The 13,924-nt window shown below is 72.6% G+C and carries 9 protein-coding genes; all 9 read right to left on the bottom strand.

What is annotated here, in order from left to right:
• Nucleotides 1-83: 83 nt before the first annotated feature.
• Nucleotides 84-1,745, bottom strand: a complete 1,662-nt coding sequence (locus tag M4D53_RS01225) for a PucR family transcriptional regulator (protein ID WP_259951523.1) — start codon at nt 1,743-1,745, stop codon at nt 84-86.
• A gap of 112 nt (nt 1,746-1,857) precedes the next feature.
• Nucleotides 1,858-2,964: an o-succinylbenzoate synthase gene (gene menC / locus M4D53_RS01230; RefSeq protein WP_259951503.1), complete on the bottom strand. Its 1,107-nt coding sequence runs from the start codon at nt 2,962-2,964 to the stop codon at nt 1,858-1,860.
• Nucleotides 2,961-3,836, bottom strand: coding sequence for a GNAT family N-acetyltransferase (locus M4D53_RS01235; RefSeq protein ID WP_259951504.1), 876 nt, complete (start codon nt 3,834-3,836; stop codon nt 2,961-2,963). Before M4D53_RS01235 ends, menC begins: the two co-directional genes overlap by 4 nt.
• Nucleotides 3,833-4,969 (bottom strand): M20/M25/M40 family metallo-hydrolase, encoded by a 1,137-nt coding sequence (locus M4D53_RS01240; protein ID WP_187661988.1) that lies wholly within the window; start codon nt 4,967-4,969, stop codon nt 3,833-3,835. The genes M4D53_RS01235 and M4D53_RS01240 overlap by 4 nt, the downstream gene beginning before the upstream one ends.
• Nucleotides 4,969-8,304 carry a serine hydrolase gene (locus M4D53_RS01245; RefSeq protein WP_259951505.1) on the bottom strand — a complete coding sequence of 1,112 codons (3,336 nt, stop codon included), beginning with the start codon at nt 8,302-8,304 and terminating at the stop codon, nt 4,969-4,971. Before M4D53_RS01245 ends, M4D53_RS01240 begins: the two co-directional genes overlap by 1 nt.
• Nucleotides 8,305-8,323: 19 nt before the next feature.
• Nucleotides 8,324-9,343: an ABC transporter ATP-binding protein gene (locus M4D53_RS01250; RefSeq protein ID WP_259951506.1), complete on the bottom strand. Its 1,020-nt coding sequence runs from the start codon at nt 9,341-9,343 to the stop codon at nt 8,324-8,326.
• Nucleotides 9,340-11,262 carry a dipeptide/oligopeptide/nickel ABC transporter permease/ATP-binding protein gene (locus M4D53_RS01255; protein WP_259951507.1) on the bottom strand — a complete coding sequence of 641 codons (1,923 nt, stop codon included), beginning with the start codon at nt 11,260-11,262 and terminating at the stop codon, nt 9,340-9,342. The genes M4D53_RS01250 and M4D53_RS01255 overlap by 4 nt, the downstream gene beginning before the upstream one ends.
• Nucleotides 11,259-12,257, bottom strand: coding sequence for an ABC transporter permease (locus M4D53_RS01260; RefSeq protein ID WP_187661985.1), 999 nt, complete (start codon nt 12,255-12,257; stop codon nt 11,259-11,261). Before M4D53_RS01260 ends, M4D53_RS01255 begins: the two co-directional genes overlap by 4 nt.
• Before the next feature lie 12 nt (nt 12,258-12,269).
• Nucleotides 12,270-13,862, bottom strand: coding sequence for an ABC transporter substrate-binding protein (locus M4D53_RS01265; protein WP_187661984.1), 1,593 nt, complete (start codon nt 13,860-13,862; stop codon nt 12,270-12,272).
• Between the last annotated feature and the right edge of the window lie 62 nt (nt 13,863-13,924).

Genomic DNA, 13,924 nt, shown 5'->3' on the forward strand with positions numbered 1-13,924 from the left:
GACGAACAGCGGCGGAGCCACGAGCTCCCCGGCCGCCCGCCCTGGTCCGTGCCGGGGCGGGCGGAGAGGCCCCGCCGTCGGGCTCAGGACTCCGGGGCGAGCAGGCGCAGCTGCACCATCGCCGAGAAACGCGCGTCCGGGTCGGACAGATCGATCCCGCCGATCTCCGCGAGCCGGCGCAGCCGATAGCGGAACGTGTTCGGATGCGTGTAGACGCGGGCTGAGGCCACGGCGACGTCGCCGAAGGCGTCGAGCCAGGCCCGCAGGGTCTCGACCAGGTGCGTCCCTCGTTCGCGGTCCTGCGCGAGCAGCTTCGCGACCGGACCGGTGGGCTGGTCACCGCGCGCGCGGACGAGGTCGCCGAGCTCGACGAGGAGGGCCTCCATCTGCACGGCCGTGAACAGGGCCACCGGCTCCGCAGAGGAGGCGTGCCGCCCCACCCGCAGCGCCCGGTCGGCGTTGGCCCGGGAGGCGGGGATCCCGGAGGCGTCGGGGGCCACGGTCCCCACGCCGATGCGGATGTCCTCGGCGGCGCCGAGGCGGCCGAGGAAGTCGGTGGCCACGCGGGCGGCTCTGGCGTCCGCATCGCCCGCGCCCTCCGCGGTCCCCGTCTCCGGCCGCAGGGCGACGACCGCGTACACGACATCGCCGATGAGCGCCACGGCGGAGCGGAGGTACACGGCGCCGAGATGCACGGCGAACGCGTCGGCGACCCGGTGGCGCTCGGCGATGCGGCGGGCTCCGGCGGACGGATCGTCGTCCGGCTGCTCGACCGCGGACAACGCGAGCACGACGCAGCGGTGGTCGTCGAGTCGCAGCCGCGACACGGCGTCGGCCGCCCCGGGGCCGCCCTCCAGGATCGTGGCGAGGAGGTCGGCACGCAGCCGCCGCTCGACGTCGGCGCCCGCTCGGAGCCGCAGCATGTGCAAGGCGACGAGGCCGGCGGAGTCCTTCAGCGCGCGAACGCGGTCGGGCGCCAGAGGCTCCTGCACCGCCGCCCAGATGGAGCCGAGGATCTCGTCACCGGCGCGGACGGCCAGCGCGACCCGCGGGTAGGACGGGAGCCCCTCGGTGTTGTGGACGGGCCCGACGTGGATGGGATCCTCGCTGCGGTACAGCGCCTGGAAGACGCCCCGCTCCTCGAGCTGGCGGGCGAAGCGCTCGGGGACCTGACGCCCGAGGACCGTCTCGATCCGGGCCGGGTCCGCTTCGTCCTGTCGCCCCGAGAACGCGACGACGCGAGAGCTCCGGTCCTCGATCGTGACGGGGGCGTTGAGCAGCGTCGCGATGGCGTTGGCGAGAGCGAACAGATCGCCGGACGGCATGCCGCCGAGCGTCGTGGCCGCCTGGTCGCCGACATCCCCTTCCGCGATGAGCGACCTCAGCATCGCGGCGAGCTGCGCCCATGAAGCGCCGCGGGTGAGGGCGAGCACGGGGACGCCGGTCGCGGTCGCGGCTTCGCGGAGCACGGGCTCGGTCCGGACCGGGGCGCGGAGGACGAGGGCGGCCGCCCCCTGCTGCCCCAGCGTGCCCAGCAGCGTCGCCACCTCCTCGGGCTCGCTGAGGCCGACCCCGAGCACGAGGGCTCCGCGCAGCGGCATCGCGTCGTCGAGGACGTCGTGGATGACGACGGTCTCGATCACGACGTCGTCGTCGACGGCACCGCCGACGACCTCGAGCAGGGTGGTGCCGAGGTCTTCGATCACGCGGCCGAGGCTGGCGCGCGGACGTGTCGTCACGGACATGAGCACGAGGCCCAGGCTAGGGGCCGGGCAACGGCCTCGGATCTGTGGGGCACGACGAAAGAGTAGCGATTCTTCGTCGCCCCGAACAGACCCGGGGGCGTCGCCTCGTCCGCTAGAACGTGATCCACTCCGTGCGTACGGTGACGTCATCGAGGGCGTCCTGGTGCGGGTTCACGCCGATCCCGGGCCCCGTGGGCACCGTGAGCGTGCCGTCCTCGACGACGAACGGGTCGGTGATGTCGCGAGAGTAGTAGCGGCCGGAGCCCGACGTGTCCCCGGGGAGGGTGAAGCCCGGCAGCGCCGCGAGGGCCACGTTCGCCGCTCGTCCGATGCCCGTCTCGAGCATGCCGCCGCACCACACCGGGATGTCGTTGGCCGCGCAGACGTCATGGATGCGGCGGGCCTCCAGGTAGCCCCCGACCCGTCCCGGCTTGATGTTGACGATCGAGCAGGCTCCGAGCGCGATGGCGTCGGCCGCGGCCCGCGCGGACACGATGGACTCGTCGAGACAGATCGGCGTGGTCATGCTCTTCGCCAGCTGGGCGTGGCCGAGCAGGTCCTCCTCGTCCAGGGGCTGTTCGATGAGGAGCAGGTCGAAGGGGTCGAGCCGCGCGAGATGGCGGGCGTCGCCGCGGTGGTACGCGGTGTTCGCGTCGACCTGCAGCAGCACGTCGTCGCCGAAGCGCTCGCGTACCGCACGCACGGGCTCGATGTCCCAGCCCGGTTCGATCTTCAGCTTGATGCGCACGTACCCCTCGTCGAGGTACCCGGCGACCGCGTCGAGCAGTTCAGGGATCGAGTCCATGATGCCGACCGAGACCCCGCAGTCGACACGGTCGCGGACGGCGCCGAGCTCGCGCGACAACGGCACTCCCGTCGCGCGCAGCTCGGCATCGAGCACGGCCAGCTCCACCGCGGCCTTCGACATGCGGTGGCCCTTGAACGGTGCGAGTGCCGGGGCGACGCCGGCCGCATCGAGGTCGCGCACTCCGGCCAGGGCGGGGAGGAGGAAGCGGGTGATGACGTCGACGCTCGCCTCGACGTACTCCGAGGAGTAGAGCGGGTCGTTCATCGCCACGCCCTCGCCCCAGCCCTCCGCCTCGTCGGACACGGCGCGCACGAGCAGCGCCTCCCGCACGGTCTGGACGCCGAACGACGTGCGGAACGGCGACACCAGCGGCATCTCGATCACGCGCAGCTCGAATCCGGTGAGCTTCATCCCTGTTCTCCTCTGTCGATGGTGTAGGCCCCCGATCGGTCGAACGAGAGCACGCGTCCCCGGGCGTCGAGCAGATCGCCGAGCGCGGCACGCAGGGCGAGCCGCCACCGCGTCGCACGATCAGGGTCACGGAGCCGGAGCGCCTCGATGTCGCGGGGGAGGGCGACGCGGACCAGACGGGCGTCGGTGGGGGTGAGCAGCGGGGCGAGGTCGTCGCCGACGGACAGCAGCGGCACCGCGTCCGCCGCAGACGGATCCGGCGCCCCGGGGGCACCCCCGGCCGCGGCCACCACCCGCGGATCGTGCAGGTACCAGGTGACGAGCATGCGATCCGTGTCGTCCGCACCGTTGAGCGCGTCCGCCATGTGCCCGTAGAAGTTGCGATGGTACGAGGTGGGCTCGGCCGCGAGCTTCACGAGGTTGAAGTGCGCGTTGCGGCTGATGAGAGGGTCGAAAGTCCAGGAGATCTCCTCGAGCCCCTCGGACAGCGCCCAGGCGCGCTGGTGCACCTTGAGCGCGAAACCCACGCTGCGTCCCCGCATCCGTCCGGACACCCCGGCGATGTGGCTGTGCAGGGCGCGCCGACCGGGCGAGGCGAAGAACCCGAAGCAGGCGCCGACGAGTTCGTGCCCGTCGAACGCGCCGCCGACGTAGCTTCCGGCCTTCGACAGCGCGCGCAGCGTCTCGACGTTGACGGGGGAGGCTTCGCCCTGCTTCGTCCAGATGCTCTGGAAGAGCTCAGAGACGCGGGTGAAGTCCTCGACGTCGTCGAGGAGCCGGATCGAGACTCCCGCCGCGCTCGCGGCGGCAGAGGCACTCGCGGCGGCAGCGGCGATCGCGCCCGTGCCGGTGTCGGTCTCCGCCATGGTCATCGCCCTTCCCCCGGTGTCGACGCCTCGGACCGCTGCTCCTGCAGCAGCCGTTCCAGGAGCAGGAGCCGCTCCGGGATCAGCGCGACGATCACGTGCTCGTCGTCGGCGTGCGCCCCGCCGCCCACGGCGCCGAGCCCGTCGAGCGTCGGGACGCCGATGCCGGCGGTGAAGTTGCCGTCCGAGGCTCCGCCGACCGCCACACCGTCGAACGGCGTCAGCCCGGCGCTCGCCGCGATGGCGGATGCGCGCGCGAACAGCTCGGCGGAGAGCGCCGCCTCCAGCGGCGGGCGGTTCGGGCCGCCCTCGATCCGCACGGTCGCGCCGGCCAGCCGCGGCGTCAGCGCACGCAGCGCGGCGTCCACGCGCTCCTGCTCGGCGACGGTCCAGGCGCGGACGTCCACCGCGAACTCCGCCGTGGCGGGCACGGTGTTCGTCGTGGTCCCCGCTGCCAACAGCGTCGGCGTCACGCTCGTGCCCCGCGCGGGGTCACCGAGCGCTGCGGCCGCGAGGAGCAGATGCGCCGCCGCGATCCCGGCGTTGACGCCGCGTTCCGGCTCCAGCCCCGCATGCGCCGCTCGTCCCGTGACGTGCACCCGGTACAGGGAGACGCCCTTGCGCGCGGTCTTCAGATGGCCGCCCTCCGCGGCGGCCTCCAGCACGAAGGCCGCGCGGCATCCGCGCGCCTCGTCCTCGATGAGCTGCCGGGAACTCGGCGATCCGAGCTCTTCGTCGCCCGTGAGCAGGATGGTCACCCCGGAGCGGTCGTCCAGCGCCGCCACCGCGTGCAGCGCCATCACGACGCCGGTCTTCATGTCGAAGCACCCCGGTCCGCGCAGCACGCCGTCGGCGATCCCGGACGGCAACCGATCGCGGGAGCCGAGCGGCCAGACCGTGTCGTGGTGTCCGAGCACCAGGACCGCGGCCGGTCCCCGGCCGAAGCGCCACCGCAGGTGCGTGCGCCCGTCGATCACGATCCGCTCGGGTGCGACCCCCAGGAGCCGTTCGCCGAGCGCGGCCACGACGTCGGCGCTCCGGGCCACCGCGGCGCGGTCGTCCGACGGCGACTCGCATGCGAGCAGGGTGTCGATGTCGGCCAGGACCACCGCGAGGTCGGCGGCCGCCTGCACCGGCATCACGAGACCTTCGGTGCGGCACGGACGCCGTGGTGCAGGTACTGTTCGCCGGTGGGCAGCGAGTAGAAGACGACGGGATGCCACGCCTGCTCGCCCTCCGCGCGCATCACGAACTCGTTCCGGCGCACGGGCACGAGGGCGTGCTCCTCCACCGGATCGGGCAGCAGCGCGGCCAGCGGGCCGTTCAGCGTGGTGCGCATGCGCAGCCCCTCCTCGTCGCGGAAGATCTCGGTGCGGACGCCGGAGCGGTCGTAGACGCCCTCGAAGGCGGAGAAGTCGTCGACGTACGGTTCCGCGGGCGGGGTGAGACCGGTGGGCAGGTGGAGGTCGGCGAGCTCGGCGAAGATCTCGTCGAAGATCTCGTCGTACAGGTCGCGGGTGTTGCCGCCGTTGGTCAGCAGCGTGACCGCGATCTGCTCGTCCAGGAGGATCCGCAGGAACGACGACTGCCCGATGGTGTTGCCGTCGTGGCCGATGAGCTTGCGCCCGTCCCAGTCGAAGAGGATCCAGCCGAGGCCCCAGCTGTCGCCGAGGGAGTAGGGGTCGGGGACATCGACCTCGTGCTGCTGCATCCGGCGCACGCTCTCCTCGGACAGCACCCGCGTGCCGTCGGCGGCGAGACCGTTCTCCAGGTGCATGCGGGCGAAGGCGAGCACGTCGGCGGTGGTGGAGTTGATCAACCCGGCCGGACCCATCGACCGCGGCAGCATCCACGCCGGAGCGAGCACGGGGCCGTCGTCGCCGATCTCGGTGTGCCCGGTGGCGGTGCGGAACATGACCGCCTCCTCCGGCAGCGTACAGGAGTGGGTGAGGCCGAGGGGCTCGTAGAGCAGGTCGCGCATGGCCTGGTCCCACGTCGTGCCGGTGATCTTCTCGATCACGCGTCCGGCGAGGACGAAGCCCGCGTTGCAGTACGACATCGTGGCGCCGAGGGGGTGGTTCTGCGCGACGCCGTCCAGATGCGCGACGTACTTCTCCAGGGTGTCGTCGCCGCGGCCGGTGTCGGTGAACACGTCGCCGTCGATGCCGCTGGTGTGGCTGAGAAGGTGCCGCATGGTGACCGTCCGGGTGACCTCCGGGTCGGAGGAGGCGAATTCCGGCACGTACTCCACGACCGGGGTGTCGAGATCGAGTCGGCCCTCGTCGACGAGCCGCATCAGGGCGGACGCCGTCCACACCTTCCCCATCGAGCCGATCTGGAAGAGCGAGTCGTCGGTGGTCTCGATGCCCGTGCGCACGTTCAGGATGCCGTGGTGGGCGTAGACGGGCTCCTCGCCCAGCCGGAGGATGCCGAGGGTGGCGCCGGGGACCATGTGCGCGGCGGCCAGCGTGCTCAGCCGCTGCTGCCAGTGCCGGGCGTCAAGCCGCGGACGGATGGGCTTCCCCGCCGCAGGGGCGTACTGCTCGACCCAGTCGACGACCCGCTGCGAGTAGTCGGCCCGATGGGAGGGCGGCCCGGACAGGAGGAACAGGTGGGATCCCCCGGGGTACAGCACCAGCCGCGTCGGGACGCCGCGTTCGCGGAGCGCCGTGAACCACTGCTCGGCCTGACCCACAGGGCAGCGGTCGTCGGCGGCACCCTGCAGGATCAGCGTGGGTGTCTGCACCCGGTCCACGTGGGTGTAGGGCGACTGCGCGGCGATCTTCTCGCGGTCGCGCCAGGGCAGGCCGCCGTTCTCCTTGGCGGAGAGATGGTGTCCGAAGTCCGACGTGCCGCCCATCGACAGCAGATCGGTGACGACGCCGCCGGCGACGGCCGCCGCGAAGCGGTCGTCGCGCGAGGTGAGGAAGCAGGTCATGAACCCGCCGTAGCTGTAGCCGGTCACGGCAAGGCGCGCCGGGTCGGCCAGGCCTTCCGCGACGAGCTGGTCGATCGGCTCCAGGAAGTCCTTCGCGTCCTCGACGCCCCAGCCGCCGGAGACCGCCGAGAAGAACGCATCGCCGTAACCGTCGCTGCCGCGGGGATTGATCGTGAGGATCGCCCAGCCGCGCTGCGCGAGGATCTGATGGTACGGGTGGATGAGGTCGGCGGCCCCGTTCCAGGCGTTGTGCGGGCCGCCGTGGACGTCGAGGAGCAGCGGCAGCGGACCCTCGGTCGCAGGGTCGCGGCGCAGCCAGCCGGTGACCACGGTACCGTCCGAGATCGTGAACCGGCGCTCCTCCGCCGGAAGGAGGTCGAGGTCGGGGACGCCGTACTCCGCGCGCACGGTGGTCGTGCCGTCGGAGAGGTCGAGCAGGGCGACGTCGCCGAAGGAGTCGGAGGTGGCGAGCACCACCGCCGCCGCCGTGCCGGCGACGGACAGCCCGGAGACGTTCGCGGTCCCGGCGAGCAGCGGCTCCGGCTCTCCGCCCTCGGGGGAGACGGCGTACACGTGCGAGGAGCCGTTGTCGCGGAGGCAGAAGACGAGGCGCCCGTCCGCCGCGAACTGCGGCATGCCCCCGGGGTAGCCGGGGCCGCCGGGCATGACGTTGCGGTCCGCCGACGCGGTGAGGTTCCGCGGCGCACCGTCGCCGTCCGCAGGGAAGAGCAGGAGGTCGGCGTTGCCGATCTCGGTGTCCAGCCGGCCCGCCGCGACCACGTGTCGTCCGTCGGGCGTCCAGCCGACCGCGGTGGCCTGCACGCCGGCGGCGCTGATGCGCACGGGGGCCCGGTTCGGATCGGTGGCGGACGTGACGAAGACCGGGATGCGCATCGTGAGGTCGGCGTCCTCCTCGTCCGCAGTCGAGAAGGCGAGGAGCGTGCCGTCCGGCGACCAGAAGGGGTCGGAGGCGTGCGAGCGGCCCCGGGTGACGACCGTGACGGCGCCCGATTCGACGTCGACGACGTGGAGCTGCTGCACGAGCGTCCCCAGCACGCCGGCCCCGTCGGCCTTGTAGCCGAGCCGGTCGGTCGCGGAGGGGGCGGAGCGGCGGGCGAGCAGGGCGTCGCGGTCGTCGCCGGGCAGCGCTGCGGTGTCGACGGGGGCGGTGAAGGCGACGCGGGTGCCGTCAGGACTCCATGCCGGGGCTCCGGCACCCAGCGGCAGGGTCGTGAGGGCCCGGGCCTCGCCGCCCGCGGCGGGCAGGAGCCAGACCTGCGCCGGGCCGTCCTCGGCGCGGAGGAAGGCGAGCTGCGTGCCGTCCGGGCTCCAGACCGGGGTCGAATCGGCCGTGCCGCGGGTGAGCGGGACCGGGGTGCCACCGGTGGCGGCGACCTGCCAGAGCGCGCGGGTCTCGCGGTCGGCCTCGCGGTCGATGCCGCGCAGCGCATACACGATGCGGCTGGCGTCGGGGGAGAGCGCCGGCTGCTCCGGGGTAGGGAGGGCCAGCAGGTCGTCGACGGTGACGCGGGTCATGAGGACTCCAATCCGATGGTCAGTTCAGCGTGTCGGCTGCGGTCGCCGGCGGTGTTGTGGCGGTGACCGAAAGCAGGACCGCGCTTTGGGGCGGCGGCACAGATCCGGCGAAATGGCAGGCGGCTCCGACCGGTCCGGTGGGGCGCAACGGCTCGGAGAGCACGCAGATCTGCCGGTCGGGCCGGGCGACGGGACCGATGGGGCACCGCGGGTGGAAGCGGCAGCCGGAGGGCGGCGCGTGCGGGTCGGCGGGTTCCACGGCGACCGGAGCGACCGGGTCGACCGCCAGCAGGTCGCCGTGGCGGGTGGGTGCCGCCTGCAGGAGCTCCCGCGTGTAGGGATGCTGCGGATCTGCGAGCACCTGCGCGGTGGGGCCGACCTCGACGATCCGCCCGAGGTACATGACCGCGATGTGGTCGCTGAGGTAGCGGACGACGGAGAGGTTGTGCGAGATGAAGAGCATCGTCAGATCGAGCTCGGCCCGCAGCTCCCGGACGAGGTTGAGCACGGAGCCCTGCACGGAGACGTCGAGAGCCGAGGTGATCTCGTCGGCGATGACGACCTCGGGGCGGGCCGCCAGAGCCCTGGCGAGCGCGATCCGCTGCCGCTGCCCGCCGGAGAGGGCGGCGGGGAGGGCCTCGGCCCGGTCGGCGTCAAGGCTCACGAGGTCGAGCAGGCGGGCGACCTCGGCGCGGCGGGCTCGGCCCCCGCGCAGGTCGCGGGGGAGCGCTTCGGCGATCGACTCGCCGATGGTCATCCGCGGGTCGAGCGAGGAGAACGGGTCCTGGAACACCATCTGGATGGGGCGACGGCGACGGAAGGAGCGCACGTCCGCGCCGTCGAGCGTGATGGCGCCCTCGCTGATCGGGGCGAGGCCGATGGCGGCGCGCGCGAGGGTCGACTTGCCCGAGCCCGATTCGCCGACCAGGCCCACGACGGAACCGGAGGGCACGGTCAGCGTCGCATCGTCCACGGCCGTCAGCCCGGACCGGTGCGATCCGTACCGCACGCTCACGTGCTCGAAGCGCAGTGCGCTCATCGGACGGCCTCCTCTTCACGGACCGGCGCGGGCGTCGCCGTCACGGGGTGCCAGCAGGCCACGCGGCGCCCGGCGTCGTCGGCGACGAGCGCTGGGTCCTTCTCGCGGCAGACGGCGGTCGCGAGCGGGCAGCGGTCGGCGTAGGCGCAGCCGACGGGGAAGGCGCCCGGCGCCGGTGGGCGTCCGGGGATCGTCCGCAGCGGCAGGGACCGGTCGGTGTCGAGTTCGGGGACGACCTCCAGCAGCGCACGCGTGTACGGGTGCCGTGCGGCGCTGTGCAGGTCGGCGGCGGGGAGGTCCTCCACGATGCGGCCGGCATACATCACGAGCACGCGGTCGCAGGTCTGGGAGACGACGGCGATGTCGTGGCTGATGAGGAGGATGGCCGCGTCGGTGTCCCGGCGCACGCGGTCGAGCAGCTGCAGCACCTGCCGCTGCACGGTGACGTCGAGGGCTGTCGTCGGCTCGTCGGCGATGATGAGCTTGGGGTGGTTCATCAGCCCCATCGCGATCATGGCGCGCTGCCGCATCCCGCCGGAGAACTCATGCGGGTACTGGTGGGCGCGGCGGGCCGCAGCAGGCACCCGTACGGACTGCAGGCGCTCGACCGCGCGCTCCCTGGCGGCCCGGCGGGTGATGTCCTGGTGCTCGGACGCGGCTTCGGCGAGCTGCGCGCCGATCCGGCGGGTCGGGTTGAACGACGTCATCGGATCCTGGAACACCATCGCCAGCGAGGTCCCCAGCAACGGTCGCAGCGCCCGTTCCGACGTGGTGAGCACCGGGACGCCGCAGAAGTCGAGGCGGGCGGCGGACACGTGTCCCGGCTGTTCGATGAGCCGAGCCGCAGCGAGCGCCGTGAGGCTCTTCCCCGAGCCGGACTCTCCGACCACGCCGATCGCCTCACCCCGGCCGACGGTGAAGGACACCCCGCGGACGGGCGTGACCCAGCCGGCAGGCGTGGGGAAGGAGACGCGCAGGTCGTCGACGAGGAGCACCACGTCGTCGCCGTCGACCTGCGCGGGCACGGTGCCGGCGTCGCCCGGGGCGGGCTGCGCGACGGCGGGAAGCCGGTGGCGGCGGCGTCCGGAGCGTCCGCCCAGCGCCGCGGCGGCGGTCTCGCCCAGGAGGTTGAAGGCGAGTCCGGCGATGATCACGGCCACGGCGGGACCGAGCGCCGCCGCGGGGTTGAGGTAGATGCGGTTCAGGCCCTCGCCGAGCAGGCGGCCCCAGTCGTACTCCGGTACCTGCACGCCGAGCCCGAGGAAGGACAGACCGGCGAACGCGAGCAGCGCGGACCCCGCGGCCACGGTCGCATTGACGATGAGCGGTTCGCCGATGTTCGGCAGGATGTGCCGGAACAGGATGCGGAATCGGGAGACGCCGGCGACCTGGGCCGCCGCGATGAAGTCACGTCCGGCGATCGCCGCGGACAGGGTCTGGGTCAGACGCGCGAACTGCGGTGCCATGGCCAGTCCGATCGCGAGCACGGATCCGGTGGTGCCGACGCCGAAGATCACGGCGAAGAAGAGCGCGAGCAGGAGCCCGGGGAAGGCGACGGCGGTGTTCACGAAACCGGCGATCGGGCGTCCGGCCCACCGCGGGAGGACCGAGGGGGCCATGCCGAGCAGCGATCCCGCGATCACGCCGATGAGGACGGCGATGACGGCGAGGACCACGGAGAGGCGGGTGGCCACCAGCACCCGCGCCAGCACGTCGCGACCGAGAGTGTCGGTGCCCAGCAGATGGGCGGCGCTGGGGCCCTGGGTGACGGCGGTCGGGTCGACCTGCTCGGCCTGCGGGCCCCAGATGACGGGCCCGAGGATCGCGGTGAGCGCGACGAGGACCATGAGGACGAGCGCGGTGGCCCCGAGCGGGGACCGGACGATCGCCGACCAGGCGTTGCGGGTGGGCGCCATCATGCCTCCCTGATGGTGGAGCGCGGATCGAGGAGGGCGAGGACCACGTCGATGACGAGGTTCACCAGGAGCACGCCGATGCCGTAGACGAGCACGATCCCCTGCACGACCGAGTAGTCCTTGGTGAGGATGGACTGCACGATCATGGTGCCGAGCCCCGGCCAGGCGAAGACGTTCTCCACGAGGACGGTGCCGGCGACCATGCCCGTAAGCAGCAGGCCGGTGAGGGTGAGGGTGGCGGTCATGGCGTTGGGGACCGCGTGCCGGGAGTAGATGCGGCGCGGGGCGAGCCGCTTGGCGCGGGCGGTGCGGATGAAGTCCTGCCCGAGCACCGAGAGCACCTCGACCCGGATGATGCGGGAGAACACGGCGATCGGCCCGATCGCGAGGGCCAGCACCGGGAGCACGAGGGCGAACGGTGCGGTGTTGCCGGCGACCGGGAACCACCCGAGGGAGACGGCGAAGACGTAGACGAGGCCGACCGCGAGCAGGAACTCGGGGATCGCGGCGAGGATCACCGTGACCGTGGCGAAACCCAGCTCCAGGCCACGGCGCCGGCCGCCGCGGGTGGCCACGGCCATCGTGACCCCGAGCGGCACCGAGATCAGCAGCACCAGGACCACCGCGAGGAGCGCGAGCTGGAGCGTGGCGGGGAGCCGGGTCGCGATGAGCTCGGAGACCGGCTGGCTCGTGATCATCGAGGTGCCCATATCGCCCGTGAACAGTCCGCCGATGTAACGGACGTACTGCACGAGCAGCGGCTGGTCGAGACCGAGGGCCGCCCGGCGGGACTCGACGAGCTCGGCCGGGGCGTTCATCCCCAACGCCGCCCGCACCGGGTCGCCGGGGACGAGATGGATCATCAGGAAGGCCGCCGTGACCAGCACCCACACCGCGAGGACGAACTGCCCTCCGCGCCGGACCAGGAAGGACACCCACGGGTTGTCCGACCGGGCGGATCTGATCAGGATCGCCTGCGTGGCGGTGGTGCTGGCCATCGGCTGCCTCCGTTACTCGAACATCCGGATCGACGTCGGGTCGATGCCGTCGCCCTCGGTGAACTCCGCCTTGTGGGCGAAGGTCGAGCGCAGGATGTTCGCATAGGGCACCACGCTGGTCGTCTCGAAGAGGGCGACCTCGGCCGCGCTCCAGTCGTCGCAGCCGTCGGTGCCGGCCTTCTCCGACGCGGCGGTGACCGCGGCGGTGTAGTCGGGGTTGTCGATGCCGGCGAAGTTCGTGCCGTTCGGCGGGGTGGGCCCGGAGTAGAATGGCACGAGCATGCTCGGCAGGGACACCGTCAGCGGGGCGGCGGAGATGTCCCAGTCGCCCGTCGAGAACAGCACCTCGCTCAGCGTGGGCGAGTCGACCGCGGTGACGGAGATGTCGACTCCGAGGTCCTTCCAGGCGGACTGGGCGAGCTCCGCCGCCGCGTTGCCGGCGTCGCCCAACTGCGCGGAGTAGATCATCTTCAGCGTGAGCGGCTCACCGTCCTTGGCGCGGACGCCATCGGAGCCGGCGGTCCACCCTGCCTCGTCCAGAGCCGCGGCCGCGGCGTCGACGTCCGTCTCCGGCAGGTGCCCGGAGACGGTGTCGGCGCGGCACGGGTTGGGCGAGACCGTGACGAGCCCGGTCGGCACGGTGGCCTTGCCGCTGCCGATGACCTGCCGCAGCTGCTCCAGATCGACGGCCTGCATGAGCGCCTCGCGGACGGCCGGGTCGGCGGTCGGTCGGCCGTCGGCCTGGTTGAACGTGAAGGAGCCGCCGGGCGTCTGGACATCGGTGTGGAAGAGTCCGGCCTCCTCCATGCGCGTGCTGTCCGGGCCGATCACCAGGGCCGCGTTGACCTCTCCGGAGAGGAGGAGGTTGGCGGCGGTCGTCTCGTTCGGGATCACCCGGAAGACCACGGTGTCCGGCAGGCCCTTCTGCTCCGGATCCCAGTCTCCGGGGCCCCAGGTGAAGTCGTCGCGACGCGTGAGCGTGTACTGGCTGTTGGGGACGATCTCCGTCATCGTGAACATGCCGGTCGCGCCTTCGCCCTTGGCCAGCGCATCCGGGTCGTCGATCACGGTGCCGCACACGATCGAGATGCTGCCCACGTTCTCCAGAAGGAACGAGTCGGGGCGGCCGCTGGTGACGGTGACCGTGCCGGCGGCGTCGTCTCCGACGGCCGAGGTGCCGGGCTGCACCTGGAGGCCGATGAGGGGAGAGCCGTTCGCGGGGTCGCCGATGTGGGTGATGTTCGCGGCCACGTCGGTCGCGGTGAGCGGCGTGCCGTCCTCGCAGGTGACGCCGTCGCGCAGGGTGAAGGTCGCCGTGGTGGTGTCGGACTCCCAGTCCTCGGCGAGACCCGACACGATGCTGCCGTCCTCGAGGACCTCCACGAGACGGGCGTAAAGGAAGCGGTCGACGGAGCGGGCGACGGACATCACGGTCACGAACGGATCCAGGCTTCCGGGATCGGTCGAGATCACCGAGGTGAACGTCTTGCCGTCGGCGAGGACGCCCTCCCCGGCGTCGCCGCCGGGAGCGGCGCCGCCGGCGCATGATGTCAGGGCGAGCGCCGTGGCGCCGAGCAGGGCGAGCAGCGGGGTACGGGAACGCATCAGGAGCCTCCAGCGGTGTTCGGGCGGTGCGGGTCGGGTCGTGCGGATCGGTGGTGCGAGGG

Origin of the sequence: Microbacterium meiriae (assembly GCF_025143875.1) — a bacterium.
In the GTDB taxonomy this organism is placed as follows: domain Bacteria; phylum Actinomycetota; class Actinomycetes; order Actinomycetales; family Microbacteriaceae; genus Microbacterium; species Microbacterium meiriae.